Source organism: Vibrio aestuarianus, from assembly GCF_028858425.1.
GTDB classification, from domain to species: Bacteria; Pseudomonadota; Gammaproteobacteria; order Enterobacterales; family Vibrionaceae; genus Vibrio; species Vibrio aestuarianus.
Genome location: NZ_JAKNYQ010000001.1, coordinates 2,654,677 through 2,673,142 on the forward strand (window position 1 = coordinate 2,654,677; position 18,466 = coordinate 2,673,142).

Sequence of the window (18,466 nt, forward strand, 5' to 3'; positions counted from 1 at the left end):
GAAACGTCCTCTAAATTATTGTTGATGTTGAATCTATTGGGCTGCATCATCTCGATTTCAAGTTTACAACTTCACAAATCATAAATAATACAGCCTGGTAATGTTGATTTAGCTATTACTGACCAAGAGGCGGAACGTCACGATTGCGGCGAGCGTAAAACTCTTCCACAAACGCATCGAAACGATCTTCTTCAATGGCTAAACGGATACTTGCCATTAAGCGTTGGTAATAACGTAAGTTATGAATCGTATTTAAGCGCGCACCTAAAATTTCGTTACAACGATCTAGATGGTGCAAATATGATTTCGAATAATTTTTGCAAGTGTAACAGTCACAATGCGGATCAAGAGCGCTTGTATCGGTTTTATGTACTGCATTACGGATCTTGATCACACCGCCAGTTACAAATAGGTGGCCATTACGTGCATTTCGCGTAGGCATAACGCAGTCAAACATATCAATACCACGGCGTACACCTTCCACTAAGTCTTCAGGTTTGCCAACGCCCATTAGGTAACGTGGCTTATCTTCTGGCAATTGTGGACAAGTATGTTCTAGCACACGGTGCATGTCTTCTTTAGGTTCACCAACCGCGAGGCCACCTACTGCGTAACCGTCAAAACCGATATCAGTCAGTCCCTTCACAGAAACATCGCGCAAGTCTTCGTAAACACCACCTTGGACAATACCAAATAGAGAGTTAGTGTTTTCTAACTTGTCGAAATGGTCTCGTGAACGTTGAGCCCAACGCAGTGACATTTCCATCGATTTTTTCGCTTCGTCATGTGTCGCAGGGTATGGCGTACACTCATCGAAGATCATCACGATATCAGAACCGAGATCTTTTTGAATTTCCATCGACTTTTCTGCGTCCATGAAAATTTTATCGCCATTTACCGGGCTACGGAAATGAACACCTTCTTCGGTGATTTTACGAATATCACCTAGGCTAAATACTTGGAAACCGCCTGAATCAGTTAAGATCGGACCTTGCCAATTCATAAAATCATGCAAGTCACCGTGCATTTTCATCACTTCTTGACCTGGACGTAACCACAGATGGAAAGTGTTACCTAACAAGATTTCTGCGCCAGTCTCTTTGACTTCTTCAGGTGTCATACCTTTTACGGTGCCGTATGTACCAACAGGCATAAATGCTGGAGTTTGTACTGTACCGCGTTCAAACGTTAATTGACCACGACGGGCATTACCATTTTTCTTTTTAAGTTCGTATTTTAATTTCACGAAGCCTCCAAATGTCAGAGAAACAGTCTGACGTTTCATTACTGGGTGCAAGCACCCTACGAGAGCGGTCGCCAATTCCTTGCGAAGAATGAAGTCATACTTCTCTCCCTAGCCTACTGCTAGCACTCGTTAATTGGTTTTCTTGGTAATAAACATCGCATCACCATAGCTAAAGAAGCGATATTTATTCTCTACAGCATGCGAATAAGCTGCCATGGTGTATTCGTAACTTGCAAAGGCACTCACCAACATAATCAGTGTCGATTCTGGCAAGTGGAAGTTAGTAATTAAGCAATCAACTAACTGATATTGATACCCTGGGAAAATGAATATTTCAGTATCACCAAAAAATGGCACTAGTTCGGTGCCATTTTTCAAGGCATCTTGCGCGGCACTTTCTAATGAGCGAACTGATGTCGTACCAACCGCAATCACGCGACCACCGCGTGCTTTCGTTGCTGCAATTGCATCAACAACCTCTTGAGGAACTTCAACGTATTCAGCATGCATGTGGTGATCGTTAATATTATCAACTCGCACTGGTTGGAATGTTCCAGCGCCGACATGCAAGGTGACGTAAGCAAATTCGACACCTTTAGCCTTAATTTGTTCCAGTAACGCTTCATCAAAGTGCAAGCCAGCGGTCGGGGCTGCAACAGCGCCAGGTTTCTGGTTATACACCGTTTGATAGCGTTCTTTATCGGTATCTTCATCAGGTCGGTCAATATACGGTGGCAACGGCATGTGACCAATTTGATTTAAAATGTCGAGTACTGCCGTTTGTGCCGTAAAACGAATTTCAAATAACGCATCATGACGAGCGACCATTTGTGCGTGGTATTCATCATTCTCACCCAAATAAAGCTCACTGCCAGGCTTTGGCGGTTTAGATGAGCGAACGTGCGCCAAAATGGTATGTTCATCTAACATACGTTCAACGAGCACTTCTAATTTACCGCCAGAAGCTTTGCGGCCAAACATGCGAGCAGGAATTACTCGTGTGTTATTGAACACCAACAGATCACCAGCTTGAACTCGGTCAACAACATCTTTAAATGAGCCATCAATAAGCTCACCACTGTTGCCGTCTAATTGAAGTAGTCGGCTGGCTGTACGCTCCGCTTTTGGATAACGAGCGATAAGCTCATCTGGGAGTTCAAAGTGAAAATCGGAAACTTGCATAGTTCTAGTCTTGTTCGCTTTTGGGTGGACAACGTAATTTTTTTAAGCGCGCTAGTATATACGGAAAGTTGTTCAACCGTCAGACCAAGATACGAAATTAATGTAATTAAAAATGAAAATGGTGGGTTACTTTTAACCACTCATCAAAGCAAAAACAGATTCAACTCTCAAACATTCCGCCAAAAAAAACCTATAGTTGAAGGAGACAAATAATAAGAAGGAGTTGGTTATGATCAAAATCGAAGACATGATGACTCGCAACCCCCATACCTTGTTGCGCTCTCACACTCTCGCCGATGCTAAACACACTATGGAAGCGCTAGACATTCGCCATGTGCCTATTGTAGATGCTCATAAAAAGCTACTTGGGATTGTCACCCACCGTGACATTCTTGCCGCACAAGAATCTAGCCTCCAGAAAATACCTAGTGATCAGTCTTATACGTTCAGCACTCCGTTGTATGAAGTGATGAATACTGAAATTATGTCCGTTGACCCACAAGCGGGGCTAAAGGAAAGCGCTATTTATATGCAAAAGCATAAAGTCGGTTGCTTACCAGTGGTTGATAAAGGACAGTTGGTCGGCATCATCACCGACACGGATTTTATTGGTGTTGCAGTAACACTCTTAGAGCTTCAGGAAGAAAGTGAACCCGAAGAGATAGACGTGGATAATGATTTGTAAGCGCGAAAAAATAAGATCTAAAAAAGAGCGGCTTTCGCCGCTCAAACGTGTTGCACAGATTATTGTTCTACTCCTGGTTTCCCCCGACTGGCGATAAGGGAAAGACTCCAATTCTTGGGCTTTGGAGTGGTTGACTTAAAATTGATCTTCTTCTGTTGAACCTGTCAATGCGGTCACGGAAGAATTACCACCTTGAATGGTGTTTGTCATGCGGTCGAAGTATCCTGTACCCACTTCTTGTTGGTGTGCAACGAAAGTGTAACCTTTAGAGGCGGCTTCAAATTCAGGACGCTGAACTTTTTCAACATAGTGACGCATACCTTCACCTTGCGCGTAAGCATGTGCTAACTCAAACATGTTGTACCACATGTTGTGGATGCCCGCTAAAGTGATAAATTGGTACTTGTAACCCATATCTGACAGTTCTTGTTGGAAACGAGCGATCGTCTCGGCATCTAGGTTTTTCTCCCAGTTAAACGAAGGCGAGCAGTTATACGCAAGCAATTGGTCTGGGTATTCAGCAAGAATTGCTTCTGCAAATTGACGAGCTTCTTCCAAATCTGGTTTCGCTGTTTCACACCAAACTAAATCAGCATAAGGCGCATAAGCCAAACCGCGCGAGATTGCTTGGTCGATCCCGGCTTTCACTCGGTAGAAACCTTCTTGAGTGCGCTCACCTTGAATGAAATCACGATCATAAGGGTCACAATCAGAAGTTAGCAAATCAGCAGCGTTTGCATCAGTACGCGCAATCACTAGCGTTGTAGTACCCGACACGTCAGCGGCCAATCGTGCTGCCACCAGTTTTTGCACCGCTTCTTGGGTCGGCACTAAAACTTTACCGCCCATATGACCACATTTTTTAACCGAGGCGAGTTGGTCTTCAAAATGGACACCCGCTGCGCCCGCTTCAATCATCGATTTCATCAATTCATAAGCATTCAATACACCGCCAAAACCCGCTTCCGCATCGGCAACAATCGGTAGGAAGTAATCGATACCACCTTCATCTTCAGGTGATTTGCCACCAGCCCATTGAATTTGGTCTGCGCGACGAAATGAATTATTGATGCGTTTTACCACTGATGGCACAGAGTCAACGGGGTAAAGTGATTGATCAGGGTACATGGTTGAAGCGGTATTATTATCCGCAGCAACTTGCCAACCTGAAAGATAAATGGCTTCGATACCCGCTTTCGCTTGCTGTACAGCTTGACCACCCGTTAGTGCACCTAAACAGTTAACATAACCTTTTTTAGCGCTACCGTTGACCAGTGACCACAATTTATCAGCACCACGCTGGGCAATAGTGTTAGCCGGTGTAATAGACCCACGTAGGTCGACCACTTCAGCAGCAGTATAAGTACGCTTTACATTTTTCCAGCGCGGATTGGTTGCCCAATCTTTTTCAAGAGCTTCAATTTGTTGGCGGCGAGTTAATGTCATGTTCTATCCCTCTTAATTTGATGCGCAAGCGCATTGTCATCCTTTTCTCAGCAGTACATCCTGATCTGCTTTTGAAAACTGTTCACGTTATTGGTGTATTGTTTTGTTTATTAATGTATTAGGCTTTTATTGTTTTAAGTCTCATCAATCCAAGTAGTCATAACCTGGAACGGTGAGGAAATTGGTTAGCTCATCACTCGTCGTCAAACGCGACATGAGTTGAGCGGCTTCGGTAAATCGACCTGCTGCAAAACGTTCAACACCAATCTCATACTTAACAACCTCAATTTCTTGTTCGAGATACAGCTCGAACAGCTCCTTAGTGACGACTTGACCGTTATCTAGCGTTTTGCCGTGCTTAATCCACTGCCATATAGATGCTCGCGAGATCTCTGCCGTAGCGGCATCTTCCATCAATCCGTAAATTGGCACACAGCCGTTACCGGAGATCCAAGCTTCAATATATTGCAGCGCAACACGAATATTGTGTCTCATACCTTGCTCTGTACGCTCCCCTTCACAAGGCTCGAGAAGATCATGAGCGTGGATAGGCGAATCAGAAAGTCGCGTCACATCAAGTTGATTACTGCGTTCGCCAAGCACTTGGTCGAAAACCGCTTTTGCCGTATCCGCAAGCCCTGGATGAGCCACCCATGTACCGTCATGACCATTGTTTGCTTCTAGTAATTTGTCGTGATGAATTTTATCTAGGACTTGCTGATTCACTTGTGGATCTTTGGCTGGAATAAAGGCAGCCATACCTCCCATCGCGAACGCGCCACGTTTATGGCAGGTGTAAACCAGCAATCTTGAATAGGCATTGAGGAATGGTTTTTCCATTGTCACCACTTGGCGATCAGGCAACACTCGGTCAGGGTGGTTTTTCAATGTTTTAATGTAGCTAAAGATGTAATCCCAACGTCCGCAGTTCAAACCAACAATATGCTCTTTGAGAGAGAACAATATTTCATCCATTTCAAATACAGCAGGTAGCGTTTCAATCAATACCGTGGCTTTTATGGTTCCCGTTTCTAGACCGAAATACTCTTCCGTAAAGTGGAAAACATCACTCCACCACTTCGCTTCTTGATGCGCTTGTAATTTAGGCAAATAAAAATATGGACCACTGCCTTTTTTCAATAACGTTTTGTAGTTATTGTAAAAATACAGAGCAAAATCAAACAGTGAACCCGGGATACTCTGTCCCTCAAACTGAACATGTTTTTCTTTGAGGTGCAAACCTCTAACACGACAAATCAGTACTGCTGGATTTTCTGCTAACTGATAACACTTGCCATTGTCGGGGTTGGTATAACTAATAGTTCCGTTCACCGCATCGCGAAGGTTAACTTGCCCATCCAATACTTTCCCCCATGCCGGTGACATTGAGTCTTCAAAATCAGCCATGAAAACTTTGACATTAGCGTTCAGTGCGTTAATCACCATTTTGCGGTCTGTAGGTCCGGTGATTTCAACACGGCGATCTTGTAAGTCTTGTGGGATCCCCAGAATTTTCCAGCTTCCCTCTCGAATATCTTGGGTATCTTTTAGGAAGTCAGGAAGTACACCAGCGTCGATCTGAGCCTGTCGCTCTTCTCGAGTGGCAAGCAGTTCATCAACTCGGCCAGCAAATTTAGCACACAAGCTCGATAAGAAGGTTTGGGCTTCAACAGGGAAAATGGCTTGATGTTGTGGGTCAATTGAACCACGAAGCTCAATCTTGGCTTCGCTATTGTGTTCTTTATTCTGTGCTAAATCTGTCTCTGGGGTCTGTGCAAGCATAACTTTCTTCCTTAAAAATTAGTCGACCACATTTGTAACTTTAAAACCACAAATTCAAATGCTTTCTTGGGTTCATCTTTAACTTTTCTTTGTTTATACCTTGTCTTAGATGACGTTACATTTCAAGGCTAACCAAACTAGACATAAGTCTTACAAAGCCTTAATAAACCTTACACCAATAGAAATTAGAGTAAAAGATCAAAAGTTAATAAATGGTTAAATTTGAAGTTTTATTCCGTTTGAAACAACTGATTGATTTTGGCTGCATTTTTGTAATTAATTACGTTATTTAATTACAAGATAATTGTTAAATGGAATTCGTTTTAAACAGGCGTTCGAATTAATGATAAGCGGATAAGCAGTTGTGTTAATTAATAGTGGAGAACCTAACTCGACGTTTATTTAAACAACACGTCGGACAAAAGCTGTGAAATTGAGGTTGTGAAGTTTTCTTAATTTATGAAATCTTCAACAAGAATTACTTGTAAAATTTTACAAGTCAAAAAACACCAACAGAATAAAAAACTAAAAAGCCCACTAAAAACAGTGAGCTTAAAGTCATTTATCGCATTTCATGGGCTAAGACTAAGTGCTAGAGCAGAGCTGAAACCACATCCGCTAATTGATTAAAAGTCGTAGTTCGAGATGAACTTGGCCGCCATACTAAGCCAATTTCACGGTATGCCTGCTGGCCAGGAGGATCAACGACCACTAAGTTTTGGTTGTCTAACAACCCATGGTCGATGGCCATTTGCGGAATAAAGGTAGTGCCTAAGCCATTGGCGACCATCTGTACCAAGGTATGCAAGCTGGTCGCAGTAAAAGGATTAATTTTCTCTTTGTCTGTTAGCTTACAAGCTGAAACGGCGTGTTCAGTAAGACAGTGTTCATTCTCAAGTAAAAATACTGACTCATCAGGTAGATCATCGTATTTGATGGGGACCCGAATACGGTCAGCCTGATGACGACTGATAACCATTCGAAACGGATCTTTTCCAACGACTCGACTGGCCATGTTGCCTATCTCAATCGGCAGCGCCAAAATTAGCACATCCAATTCACCATGGCGCAATGCGGTTAATAAATTAGCCGTGGTATCTTCTCGCAACAATAAGTTGAGTTTTGGAAAATGCGTGTTTATCTCTTGCACTAAATCGCACAATAAAAAAGGAGCAATCGTCGGAATACACCCCAACTTAAGCTGTCCTTGCATATCATCACCTTGGCATAGTTTACCAAGCTCAACCAAGTCCTGGCCTTTTGCCAATAACTCACGCCCTTGACTCACCACCAATTCACCCGCATGAGTAAATACTAAAGGGCTTTTTTTGTCTTTCTTTTCATATAAAGGACAACCAATTAACTCTTCTAAGTTTTGAATACCTTTACTAAGGGTCGATTGGCTAACAAAGCATCTATCAGCCGCATCACTAAAGTGTCGGGTTTCATGAAGTGTCACTAAATAATGTAATTGCTTTAAACTTGGCCATTTATTCATAATTTTATTAGTATCTTATATCATTACTGTCTAATGGATAACGATTCTAGGCTTATCGCTTTTTTCGATTAACTTAATCTATTTATTTCGCTTTTTTCAATACTACAATCTGTACTATAGTTTGTCTCGTTCAAACACGGACTGAACCGAAACAAACTTATCGGTTCGGAACTAAACATAATTCTTAGGAGCAAAAAAATGGTACTAGTTGGTCGTAAAGCCCCTGATTTTACTGCAGCAGCTGTTCTTGGTAACGGTGAAATCGTTGATAGCTTCAACTTCGCAGAATTTACTAAAGGTAAGAAAGCGGTAGTTTTCTTCTACCCACTAGACTTCACTTTCGTTTGCCCATCAGAGCTAATCGCTTTTGACAAGCGTTTCGAAGACTTCCAAGCTAAAGGCGTTGAAGTAATCGGCGTTTCTATCGATTCTCAGTTCTCTCACAACGCATGGCGTAACACTGCTGTTGAGAACGGCGGTATTGGTCAAGTTAAATACCCTCTAGTTGCTGACGTTAAGCATGAAGTTTGTAAAGCATACGATGTAGAGCACCCAGAAGCAGGCGTTGCTTTCCGTGGTTCTTTCCTAATCGACGAAGATGGCCTAGTACGCCACCAAGTTGTTAATGACCTACCACTAGGCCGTAACATCGACGAAATGCTACGTATGGTTGACGCACTAAACTTCCACCAAAAGAACGGTGAAGTGTGCCCAGCACAATGGGAAGAAGGTAAAGCAGGTATGGATGCATCTCCAAAAGGTGTTGCAGCATTCCTATCTGAGCACTCAGACGACCTAGGCAAGAAATAATTACTCCTTAGCCCGCGCTCAACTCGGGTCAATGGTTGGACATATAATAAAGCGTAAAACGCATCGCCAATCAGTTAAGAAGTAAAGTCCTTATCCAAGCCCAAAGCACTGCTTTGGGCTTTTTGTTATGTGTCAAATTATGCTGCGCAGAAACGGTTATACAAATGAGGTATGTTTACTTGGCAAACTTTACCCCTATTTCCCACTTGCTTCACACAGACTCCAGTATGATTACTTGCTAATATTGGATAAATTTTACAAATAGAGCTTTGCTATGAATACTCAAATTGAAGTCTGCATTGATAATATTGAATCACTACACAATGCCATTGCAGGTGGTGCAACCCGTATTGAGCTCTGTTCATCACTGGCCTTAGGCGGCTTAACACCGAGTTTTGGTTTGATGAAAAAGGCCGCTGAGATTTCAACTATTCCCGTTTATGCGATGATCCGCCCACGCCAAGGTGATTTCCTTTACGATCAAGACGATATCGACTCAATGTTAATCGATATTGAAATGGCGAAACAAGCAGGGCTGAATGGTATTGTCTTTGGAATTTTGAACCCAAATCGAACCATTAATATTGACGCTAGCCAACAAATGATGAAAGCAGCGCAAGGTTTAGGTAGTACTTTTCACCGCGCTATTGACCAATGCCATAGCTATAAACAAGCAATTGAAGATGTTGCTTCTCTCGGATGTGAGCGAATACTTACTTCAGGTTTAGCACCCAATGCTTATAGTGGAAGATCTGTAATTGCAGAAATGGTTAAGCTTGCAGGTGATCGCTTTTCTATCATGGCGGGCGCAGGGCTAAATGCGAGTAATATTAGCGAGGTGATCAAAGAAACAGGCATTACTGAAATTCACCTATCGAGTAAATCAACCCGAGCCAGTAAAATGGACATGATCGCCAATGCGATAAAAATGGGACACGATTCTATCGATGAGACCTTGATTCCAGTCACCGATGTAGAGTTACTCCAAGAAGTCGTACGTCAGCTCAGTTAGCAACTAGCAACTAGCAACTAGCAACAGAGTAAAGTCTTACATAAAAGGTGAAGGAAAAGTCTTCACCTTTTAAGGTTTAAGTAAGTCATCAATAGATTGCTTGTCTAAATGCCGCACATCTTTACCTTTCACAAAGTAAATAATGTATTCGCAGATATTTTGACAACGGTCTCCAACCCGCTCAATAGCGCGAGCCGACCACATCACTTGCAAAATATGTGGGATATTTTTCGGGTCTTCCATCATGTAGGTCATCAATTGTCGAATGACCGCTTCATATTCAGCGTCTAATTTATCATCCAGTTTGTACACTTCTGCCGCTGACTCAATATCCATTCGAGCAAATGCATCTAACACTTGGTGTAACATCGCGATAGCTTGACGACATAAAGGTTCCAGGGAAACGTGAAATTTGCTCTCTTTTACTGAAGGGCTTTCAATCGCAACGTAGGCGATTTTAGTCGCAACATCACCAATTCGCTCAAGATCAGTAATGGTTTTGATGATCGCCATAATTAAACGTAAATCTTTCGCTGTCGGTTGACGTTTAGCTATAATCCGCGTGCAGGCTTCATCGATAGAAACTTCTAATGCATTGACTTTATGATCATCCCGAACCACCTTACGAGCCAGGTCAGCATCATCTTTATGTAATGCCTGCATCGCAAAAGAAAGTTGTTGCTCCACCAGCCCGCCCATAGTTAAAACATGAGTACGGATTGACTCAAGTTCAACATTAAATTTTCCTGAAATGTGGCGACCTAGCTGCATTATGCTTCCTTATAAAATACGTTATTGATTAAAATATTAACCATACCTACCAGTAATATAGTCTTCGGTCTGTTTTTTCAATGGTGATGTAAAAATCGAGTCCGTATCAGCATACTCGATCAATTTTCCCATATGAATAAAAGCGGTGTGATCGCTCACCCTTGCCGCTTGTTGCATGTTGTGGGTAACAATAACAACCGTGTATTTGGTTTTCAGATCATTAATCAGCTCTTCGATAGTCAAGGTTGAGATAGGATCAAGTGCCGATGTTGGTTCATCTAATAATAGCACTTCAGGTTCAATAGCTATCGCTCGTGCAATGACCAAACGCTGCTGCTGTCCACCCGATAACCCAAAGGCATTTTCATGCAATCGATGTTTTACTTCATCCCATAACGCAGCTGAACGTAAGGCTCGTTCAACAGCGTCGTCTAAGGTTCGGCTATTTTTAACCCCTTGCAGGCGCAATCCATAAACCACATTTTCATAAATCGACTTAGGAAATGGGTTAGGTCTTTGGAACACCATCCCAACACGACGGCGTAAAGTTGCCACATCCACTTCTGGATGATACACATTTTTACCATGCAACTTGACTTGCCCTTCCACTCGGCACCCTTCGACTAAATCGTTCATACGATTAATGCAACGCAATAGTGTCGACTTTCCACAGCCAGAAGGTCCAATGAAAGCAGTCACCTGCCCCTTAGGAATTCGCATTGAAATATTGCTCAACGCTTGAGTTTGTTTGTAAAACAGGTTGAGCCCTTCTATCGCTATCGCAGTTTGCTTATCGCTCAAATTGTTCACATCTAACGGGGCGTGATAACCCAAAGTTTGATTGATGGAAAACATGCTTAATCTTGCCCCAACGTTCGATATTTCTCACGCAAATTATTGCGAATACTAATGGCTGTTAAATTCAACGCGACAATAACAGTGACGAGTAAAAAGGAGGTCGCGTAAACCAATGGCCGCGCAGTCTCAATATTGGTAGTTTGAAAACCGACATCATAAATATGAAAGCCTAAATGCATGAACTTGCGTTCTAGATGAACAAATGGAAATTCGCCATCAACGGGTAAGCTAGAAGCCAATTTAACCACACCAACCAACATCAATGGAGCCACTTCACCCGCAGCCCTTGCAATAGCAAGGATTAAGCCGGTAATAATGGCTGGACTTGCCATCGGTAAAACAATCCGCCAAATGGTTTCAAATTGTGTTGCACCCAAAGCTAAGGAACCATGCCTTACAGAACTCGGGATCCTTGTTAAACCTTCTTCAGTGGTCACTATCACGACCGGTAAAGTCAGTACGGCTAAGGTTAACGCTGACCACAATAAACCTGGTGTGCCAAAAGTTGGGGCGGGCAGACGCTCGGCATAAAACAGTGCATCAATCGATGAGCCTATCGTGTAGACAAAAAAACCAAGGCCAAACACCCCATACACAATGGACGGAACCCCAGCCAAGTTTATGACAGCTACTCGAATAACTCGAGTGAACGCATTATCTTTGGCGTATTCATGCAGATAAATGGCAGCCACTACTCCGAGTGGCATCACAATGATTGACATAATCAACACTAAAAACACCGTACCAAATATGGCAGGAAATACACCACCTTCCGAGTTAGATTCACGCGGACTTTGCGATAAAAACACCCAAACTTGTTTTCCCCATTGAGTGACTTTTTGCCCCAAGTCCATGTCGTTGGGATACCAAATATCGAGGATCTGACTCAACGGAATATAGACTCGGCTACCGGTCATATCTTCGACAATCAATGATTGTTGATTTAATTGAGCACGCAATGCATCAAGCTTTTGCTCAGAGAGCACCAACTGGCTATCTAAATCCTCTTTTCTTTGCCTATATTGCGCAAGATAAGTTTCATCTAACTGCCCATTCAACTCTTTACGACGCTTCTCTAAACGCAATTTTTCAGCAGCATTACCAATGACACGGATTTCCTCGGTAATCACATTATCGATTTTTTCTCGCAACAAAGACGCATCACGCATTCCTTGCTCGAGCTGCGCTTGAGCATCTAAACTTTCTTGGCCATTCGCTTGCAAATAGGCGATCGGTTTGCCGTAAAACTGGCCATCACGCACACGCTCGATCACAGCCCAGCCGCTAGGCTTTTGCTTATCCGATAATTTGACATCCAAAATAGAGACAAAATCAGCATGAGTTAACTCTCGGTTTGCCACTTTAATACTAAGACGATTAACCTCACCAGACACTAATGCCTCTGGCGGCCAATCAATGTTGACCTCTCGCAGGTGAGTCAACGGCACCTGTTCTTGAGAATAGAGTTGCCCAACAAGTTTCTTGCCGTCACTGGTTTGCCACTGATAAAGCGGTGTAGGCCAGAAATAGGTCAACCCTTTCCAACCAATCAATAGTAGTAACCCTAACACAGAAATCAGGCTGAGACTGACAGCTCCGCCCGTTAACCATATCCAAGGTGCTCCTGATTTAATCCACTTAAACATTCGGGATTGTTATTCCTAATTGATTACAAGGCACGATATTTTTCTCGCAACCGCTGTCTAACCCATTCAGCTACTGAATTCACAAAAAAGGTGAAGATAAATAATAATAAGGCCGCCAAAAATAGTAAGCGATAGTGGCTATTACCCACTTCAGATTCTGGCAATTCAACCGCTATCGTTGCTGAAAGTGTTCTCATTCCTTCCAAGATATTCCAATCTAAAATAGGTGTATTTCCTGTTGCCATTAAGACAATCATCGTTTCACCCACGGCACGCCCTAGTCCCATCATAATCGCAGAAAAAATGCCAGGGCTGGCCGTTAGCAACACCACATGGATTAAAGTCTGCCAAGAGGTCGCCCCTAACGCCAATGAACCATCAGAAAGATGTTTGGGAACAGAAAAAATAGCGTCTTCTGCAATGGTGAAAATCGTAGGAATAACCGCAAAGCCCATAGCGAATCCGACAACCAAAGCATTACGTTGATCAAAGTCTATTCCATGTTGCGCTAAGTAAATTCGAATGTCGCCATCGAACAACCACATTTCTATTTGACTACTGTGAGAAAAAATAAGTGCAGCACTGAGCACCAGTACCGGAATTAAAATCAGCGCATGCCAACCATTGGCGAAATGACGAATCCACCTTTTGGGCAACAAGTACCAGATGATACCAACGAGCAACATAACTATTGGTAACCCCAACATTAACGCCCCTACCGCAGCTAAATGGCTCTCAACAAGCGGTGCAAACCAAAGACCCGCTAAAAAGCCAATAATCACCGTTGGCAACGCTTCCATCAATTCAATTGATGGTTTAACGACGCGGCGCATTTTTGGTGCCATAAAATAGGCAGTATAGATCGCGCCTAGTACCGCGATAGGAACGGCAAACAGCATCGCATAAGCTGCGGCTTTAAGTGTGCCAAAAGCAATCGGCACTAGGCTAAACTTGGCCTCAAACTCATCATTTGCTGATGTCGATTGCCATACGTATTCAGGTTGTGGGTAACCCTCGTACCAGACTTTTTGCCATAACGAAGAAAACGATATTTCTGGATAATCGTTGTCAATTTTTGCCACATTTAGCTGTTGGTCATTCAATATAACCAAATACAGCTCGTTATTCGACATCGCCGCTAATTGGGGCGCTTTGTTATACACGCGCTCAAATAGCACCAATTTTTCGCTCGTCGTATAGTGGCTTTGTACGGTGCCATTGGGGTAAAAACTATAAAAACCTTTACGATAACTATCTGGTAATAAAAATTGCACCTGAGGAGCCAGTTTAAACTCCCTAATATGGGTTAACTTACGCTCACCATTTTGTAACACATCAAACCACTGTGATACTCGGCCATCATGGTGAGTAGCCAAAAGAGAATAGGCTCCTGAGAGTAAGTTTAGTTGAACAGCCTGGTGTTGTTCATTACCTTGGCTTAAATCGACAATCTCTCGTACGGAATAACTCCCCTCGGACTGAGTCACCACTACTAGGTCTGACCCCATACGCAGATAAAGCGTTTTTCCATCCGGCGTAAAGAGCATCTGATCAACATCAGAAAACTGAGCCGGGAACGTAAAACGCTGCCAAAGCTGAGCTGAATGCCTTGCCCCCCATTGAATGGTGACTTGTCCAGTATCAGTGTACGCAGCAAAAAACACATCATCACTTCCGACGGCAAACGTAAACCGTTCAAGAACTTGATCGTCACTCGCGAGAAGCAGCTCGGCAGGCAAAGGCAAGTATTCCACATCAGGAGTCAACTGCCGGCCTTGCTTACTTGGTAGGGAGTTAAATTGAGGACGGGCTACCACAACCCGATTGCTAGCATCAGCGACTGCAAACCAACCATCATTGACCGTTGATGAAGAAAATAGAGCGGGTTTAATCGCTAATCTCTGCGACCACTTAGCGCGGTTATCACTCGAATCGAGAGACCAAAACGTCATTCGCCCATCATGATCAAAAATAAAGGCATTTTCACCATACTCATCAATCGACAATAACTGAGGATCAACAGCCGTCACAGCAGATTGTGCAACATCACTCTCAATTTTGGGGCTACCAAACAGCGGGAAAACTACCATAGCCAGATAGACAAAAATCAGCACTAGCGCGCCTAATACACTAATGCCACCGATGTTCACTGCAAGTCGAAACAAACGATCTTTAATCAGTCGTTTTTGGTCTCGTTCCTTCAATGAAAATTCGGCTGGTGCCATCGCTGTCTCTACCTATACTTTTCTGAGCATACAATATGTAATTTGCATGACAATTATATTACAGCTCGCAATAAATAACTGAAAAGAAAACAACTATATTAGGCTGCTCCCTTGAAACAAAGATGCCACATCAAAGAAAAAACACATCATTGGTTGAATTCAAGTAGTAGAGTTCTAAATTGTACCTATGAGCTCAATAGAATCACTCCCAAGATAGATCAGTCGGTATTAAACAAAGCGAGTATTAATGTTCGCTATTCAATACCGACCTTAGCAAGCTCTTGTTTTGCAAATTCAGCACTAATGGGAACATACCCGTCCTTTTCAACTAACGCTTGTCCCTGACGAGAAAAAATAAAGCGGATAAACTCGCGCTGAATAGGAGAAAAGTCTCGTGTTGGGTGTTTATTCACATAGACGTAAAGATAACGAGATAACGGATATTTCCCCGACAAAATGTTCTCTTGACTAGCTTCAACATACTCACGCCCTTGCTTAGCTATCGGAATTAACTTAACACCGGAAACTTGATAGCCAACACCGGAATAACCAATGGTATTGATTGATGAAGCAACCGACTGCACTACCGAAGCTGAACCTGGCTGCTCATTGACGTTTTTTTTGAAATCACCACCACACAGCGCATTCAATTTAAAGTAACCATAAGTTCCTGATACAGAATTACGACCAAACAACTGAATACCCCGTTTGGCCCAAGCGTAATCCACACCTAGCTCAGACCAAGTATTGATCGGCTGATTTGCCCCACAACGCAATGTGGATGAGAAAACGCTGTCGAGCTGCACAAAGTTCAACCCTTGAACAGGGTTATCTTTGTGAACAAAAATACCAATAGCGTCAATCGCCACTCGCAGAGCCGTAGGCTTATAGCCATGCATCCGCTCAAAAGCTTCAATTTCTCGGCTACGCATCGGGCGGCTCATCGGTCCAAATTGTGCAGTTCCTTCCGTTAATGCCGGTGGCGCGGTTGATGAACCAGAAGCTTGGACTTGCGCATCAATATTCGGATAAACGTTTTTAAACTCTTCCACCCACAAGGTAGTCATCCCCGCGAGCGTATCTGAACCAACCGACAACAAACTCCCCGCCACACCCGACGTTTTTTTATAATCAGGTAGAGACGCAGTAACAAGATGCGAAAACATCAAGCAAGAAAATATCACGAATGGTTTCAATACCTTTTTCATCATGATCTCACAACCAAACGCTTTGGCAGTACAAATGAAAACTGACTACCGACGCCAACTTCACTGCGTATCTCTAAATGTGAATCGTGGTGAGAAAGTGCATGTTTTACAATCGCTAAACCTAAACCACTGCCGCCTGTATCACGAGAGCGTGCTTTATCCACCCGGTAAAAACGTTCGGTTAAACGATGTAAATGTTGCGGTTCAATACCATCGCCCTTATCAGTAACCTCAAGACAAGCACCTTGCGTATTTTGATACCAACGCACATTAATTTCCGCACCGGGCGGGGTATATTTCACCGCGTTATAGACAAGATTTGAAATCGCACTACGTAGTTGATCTTCATCCGCTAGCACCTTTAACTGCTTATCGACACTAAAATACAGTTTGTGATGATGATCTCCACTCAGACTCAGTGCTTCTTTTTCAAGAATTTCGAGCATGGCTGGTACATTAACTACATCTTCCAATTCATGCATTGGCGCTGCTTCAATTTTGGAGAGCGTTAAGAGCTGATTAACTAAACTGTTCATTCGGTTCAGCTGCTCTGTCATGACTCCATGCGCTTTTGGCCACATCGGCCCCACAAGCATGTCAGGATCTTCGGTCATCTCAAGATAACCTTGTAGTACAGTCATCGGTGTTCGAAGCTCATGAGAGACGTTAGCAAAAAAGTTACGGCGCATACCTTCAAGCTGTTTTAACTGAGTCACATCACGCACTACCATCAAATGCTCACCGTCTGTATACGGCACAATACGCAGTTCAAGCATACGTTCTACATTGAGCGGTGAGCGCATTTCAAGTGGCTCGCTGAAATCATTTTTTTGCAGATATTTGATAAAATCTGGAGCGCGTAACAAATTCGAGATAGGTTGTCCTGCGTCATCTGGCCAGCGAAAACCGAGTAAATGCTGCGCAAGACGGTTACACCAAACAATGTTGCCTTCGTCGCGAAATACCACCACCGCATCAGGAAGTGATTCTGCACCATTACGAAAACGGCGGATTAAATTGGTCAGCTCTTTGCGCTTTTTTCGCTGCCGCTGCTGAAGACGATAAATCCCATTAAACAAGGATTCCCAGTTGCCAGAACCAGAAGGCGGTGTTAAACGTTTTTCATCCCACAACCAGGCAGAAAGGCGCATTTGGTTGTGCAAATGCCACACCAATTGCAACACTGTTGCCGCAAGCAGCAGCCAGGGCATGTAGCCGAAGATCCACCCGATCACGATCCAAGGGGAGTAAAAAAAAGCCAGCTCCCAAGCTAGCCTTTTCCACGTAAGTCGTTCAACCATTCAGTTCCTCAATTCCGTCTTTAAGCTTTGATCGAGAAGCGATAGCCGGCACCACGTACGGTTTGAATTAGCTTGTCATGCCCCGCTTCCTCTAAAGCTTTTCTTAAGCGACGGATATGAACATCAACCGTACGATCTTCCACATAAACATTAGTGCCCCATACATTATTGAGCAGCTGTTCGCGGCTATATACACGCTCTTGGTGCGTCATGAAGAAGTGGAGCATTTTGAATTCAGTCGGCCCCATATCTAATGGCTGCTCGTTGGCGGTAACGCGGTGAGAGACTGGGTCTAACTTTAGACCTTGTACATCAATCACATCTTCAAGAGCGGTAGGAGTAACGCGACGAATAACGGCTTTAAGGCGAGCCACCAGCTCTTTGGGAGAAAAAGGCTTTGTTATATAGTCATCAGCCCCAACTTCGAGGCCACGTACCTTATCTTCTTCTTCACCACGAGCAGTGAGCATTACCACTGGAATATTGCGGGTCAGTTCTTCACGTTTCATGTGTTTGATAAAGTTAATGCCACTGCCACCAGGCAACATCCAATCTAATAACACGAGATCAGGGAAGGGTTCAGCAAGTTTGTTTACCGCGGTATCGTAATCTTCTGCCTCTACCGCTTGATAACCTTTTTGCTCAAGTACGAAGCATAGCATTTCACGAATTGGGGCTTCGTCTTCAACAACCAGAATCCTTCTAGACATAATTGAACAACCTTTCTATGTAATCAACGCTATGCATTATGAGAAACAATTATGACACTTTTGTGACCTTTGAAAACAATTTTTCA

General features: G+C 43.3%; 15 protein-coding genes. 3 read left to right on the forward strand and 12 right to left on the reverse strand.

Annotated features, from left to right (window positions below; genetic code table 11):
• Positions 1-115: 115 nt before the first annotated feature.
• Entirely contained in the window at positions 116-1,246 is a 1,131-nt protein-coding gene (gene tgt / locus MCT08_RS12115; RefSeq protein WP_053310414.1) for a tRNA guanosine(34) transglycosylase Tgt, read from the reverse strand.
• 129 nt (positions 1,247-1,375) lie between these two features.
• Positions 1,376-2,428, reverse strand: coding sequence for a tRNA preQ1(34) S-adenosylmethionine ribosyltransferase-isomerase QueA (queA, locus tag MCT08_RS12120; RefSeq protein ID WP_053310415.1), 1,053 nt, complete (start codon positions 2,426-2,428; stop codon positions 1,376-1,378).
• A gap of 229 nt (positions 2,429-2,657) precedes the next feature.
• Here queA and MCT08_RS12125 point away from each other — a divergent pair, with 229 nt between their 5' ends.
• Positions 2,658-3,113 carry a CBS domain-containing protein gene (locus tag MCT08_RS12125; protein ID WP_172532257.1) on the forward strand — a complete coding sequence of 152 codons (456 nt, stop codon included), beginning with the start codon at positions 2,658-2,660 and terminating at the stop codon, positions 3,111-3,113.
• A gap of 135 nt (positions 3,114-3,248) precedes the next feature.
• Here the strand turns inward: MCT08_RS12125 and aceA are convergent, their stop codons facing one another.
• From aceA to MCT08_RS12140, 3 genes are all read right to left on the reverse strand, one after another.
• A complete protein-coding gene (gene aceA / locus MCT08_RS12130) occupies positions 3,249-4,559 on the reverse strand; it encodes an isocitrate lyase (RefSeq protein ID WP_274678497.1) in 1,311 nt (436 codons plus the stop codon).
• A 144-nt stretch (positions 4,560-4,703) separates the two neighbouring features.
• The gene (gene aceB / locus MCT08_RS12135; RefSeq protein WP_168523106.1) at positions 4,704-6,341 is read right to left on the reverse strand and encodes a malate synthase A; all 1,638 of its coding nucleotides are present in this window, start codon (positions 6,339-6,341) and stop codon (positions 4,704-4,706) included.
• 592 nt (positions 6,342-6,933) lie between these two features.
• On the reverse strand, positions 6,934-7,839 hold the full coding sequence (locus MCT08_RS12140) for a hydrogen peroxide-inducible genes activator (protein ID WP_053310419.1): 906 nt from the start codon (positions 7,837-7,839) through the stop codon (positions 6,934-6,936).
• 198 nt (positions 7,840-8,037) lie between these two features.
• Here MCT08_RS12140 and MCT08_RS12145 point away from each other — a divergent pair, with 198 nt between their 5' ends.
• Entirely contained in the window at positions 8,038-8,649 is a 612-nt protein-coding gene (locus tag MCT08_RS12145) for a peroxiredoxin C (RefSeq protein WP_053310420.1), read from the forward strand.
• A gap of 274 nt (positions 8,650-8,923) precedes the next feature.
• Complete coding sequence (locus tag MCT08_RS12150; protein ID WP_168523108.1) at positions 8,924-9,661, forward strand: copper homeostasis protein CutC; 738 nt, start codon at positions 8,924-8,926, stop codon at positions 9,659-9,661.
• 69 nt (positions 9,662-9,730) lie between these two features.
• Here MCT08_RS12150 and phoU read toward each other — a convergent pair whose 3' ends face one another.
• The 7 genes from phoU to phoB all read right to left on the reverse strand — a co-directional run bounded on the left by phoU (position 9,731) and on the right by phoB (position 18,380).
• Entirely contained in the window at positions 9,731-10,432 is a 702-nt protein-coding gene (phoU, locus tag MCT08_RS12155) for a phosphate signaling complex protein PhoU (protein ID WP_168523110.1), read from the reverse strand.
• A gap of 36 nt (positions 10,433-10,468) precedes the next feature.
• Complete coding sequence (gene pstB / locus MCT08_RS12160) at positions 10,469-11,287, reverse strand: phosphate ABC transporter ATP-binding protein PstB (RefSeq protein ID WP_053310423.1); 819 nt, start codon at positions 11,285-11,287, stop codon at positions 10,469-10,471.
• 2 nt (positions 11,288-11,289) lie between these two features.
• Entirely contained in the window at positions 11,290-12,936 is a 1,647-nt protein-coding gene (pstA, locus tag MCT08_RS12165) for a phosphate ABC transporter permease PstA (protein WP_274678498.1), read from the reverse strand.
• Between the two features lie 23 nt (positions 12,937-12,959).
• Complete coding sequence (locus MCT08_RS12170) at positions 12,960-15,161, reverse strand: ABC transporter permease subunit (RefSeq protein ID WP_274678499.1); 2,202 nt, start codon at positions 15,159-15,161, stop codon at positions 12,960-12,962.
• A gap of 254 nt (positions 15,162-15,415) precedes the next feature.
• Positions 15,416-16,327, reverse strand: coding sequence for a PstS family phosphate ABC transporter substrate-binding protein (locus MCT08_RS12175; RefSeq protein WP_241772860.1), 912 nt, complete (start codon positions 16,325-16,327; stop codon positions 15,416-15,418).
• 41 nt (positions 16,328-16,368) lie between these two features.
• Positions 16,369-17,670, reverse strand: a complete 1,302-nt coding sequence (gene phoR, locus MCT08_RS12180; RefSeq protein ID WP_053310427.1) for a phosphate regulon sensor histidine kinase PhoR — start codon at positions 17,668-17,670, stop codon at positions 16,369-16,371.
• 20 nt (positions 17,671-17,690) lie between these two features.
• Entirely contained in the window at positions 17,691-18,380 is a 690-nt protein-coding gene (gene phoB, locus MCT08_RS12185; protein WP_053310428.1) for a phosphate regulon transcriptional regulator PhoB, read from the reverse strand.
• Between the last annotated feature and the right edge of the window lie 86 nt (positions 18,381-18,466).

Bases quoted from the DNA above. Each gene is read 5' to 3' on its own strand.
- pstB (WP_053310423.1), bottom strand. From the start codon at position 11,287: ATGTTTTCCATCAATCAAACTTTGGGTTATCACGCCCCGTTAGATGTG.
- phoB (WP_053310428.1), bottom strand. From the start codon at position 18,380: ATGTCTAGAAGGATTCTGGTTGTTGAAGACGAAGCCCCAATTCGTGAA.
- MCT08_RS12145 (WP_053310420.1), top strand. From the start codon at position 8,038: ATGGTACTAGTTGGTCGTAAAGCCCCTGATTTTACTGCAGCAGCTGTT.
- aceA (WP_274678497.1), bottom strand. From the start codon at position 4,559: ATGACATTAACTCGCCGCCAACAAATTGAAGCTCTTGAAAAAGATTGG.
- MCT08_RS12150 (WP_168523108.1), top strand. From the start codon at position 8,924: ATGAATACTCAAATTGAAGTCTGCATTGATAATATTGAATCACTACAC.
- MCT08_RS12140 (WP_053310419.1), bottom strand. From the start codon at position 7,839: ATGAATAAATGGCCAAGTTTAAAGCAATTACATTATTTAGTGACACTT.
- MCT08_RS12170 (WP_274678499.1), bottom strand. From the start codon at position 15,161: ATGGCACCAGCCGAATTTTCATTGAAGGAACGAGACCAAAAACGACTG.
- queA (WP_053310415.1), bottom strand. From the start codon at position 2,428: ATGCAAGTTTCCGATTTTCACTTTGAACTCCCAGATGAGCTTATCGCT.
- MCT08_RS12125 (WP_172532257.1), top strand. From the start codon at position 2,658: ATGATCAAAATCGAAGACATGATGACTCGCAACCCCCATACCTTGTTG.
- aceB (WP_168523106.1), bottom strand. From the start codon at position 6,341: ATGCTTGCACAGACCCCAGAGACAGATTTAGCACAGAATAAAGAACAC.
- pstA (WP_274678498.1), bottom strand. From the start codon at position 12,936: ATGTTTAAGTGGATTAAATCAGGAGCACCTTGGATATGGTTAACGGGC.
- phoU (WP_168523110.1), bottom strand. From the start codon at position 10,432: ATGCAGCTAGGTCGCCACATTTCAGGAAAATTTAATGTTGAACTTGAG.
- phoR (WP_053310427.1), bottom strand. From the start codon at position 17,670: ATGGTTGAACGACTTACGTGGAAAAGGCTAGCTTGGGAGCTGGCTTTT.
- MCT08_RS12175 (WP_241772860.1), bottom strand. From the start codon at position 16,327: ATGTTTTCGCATCTTGTTACTGCGTCTCTACCTGATTATAAAAAAACG.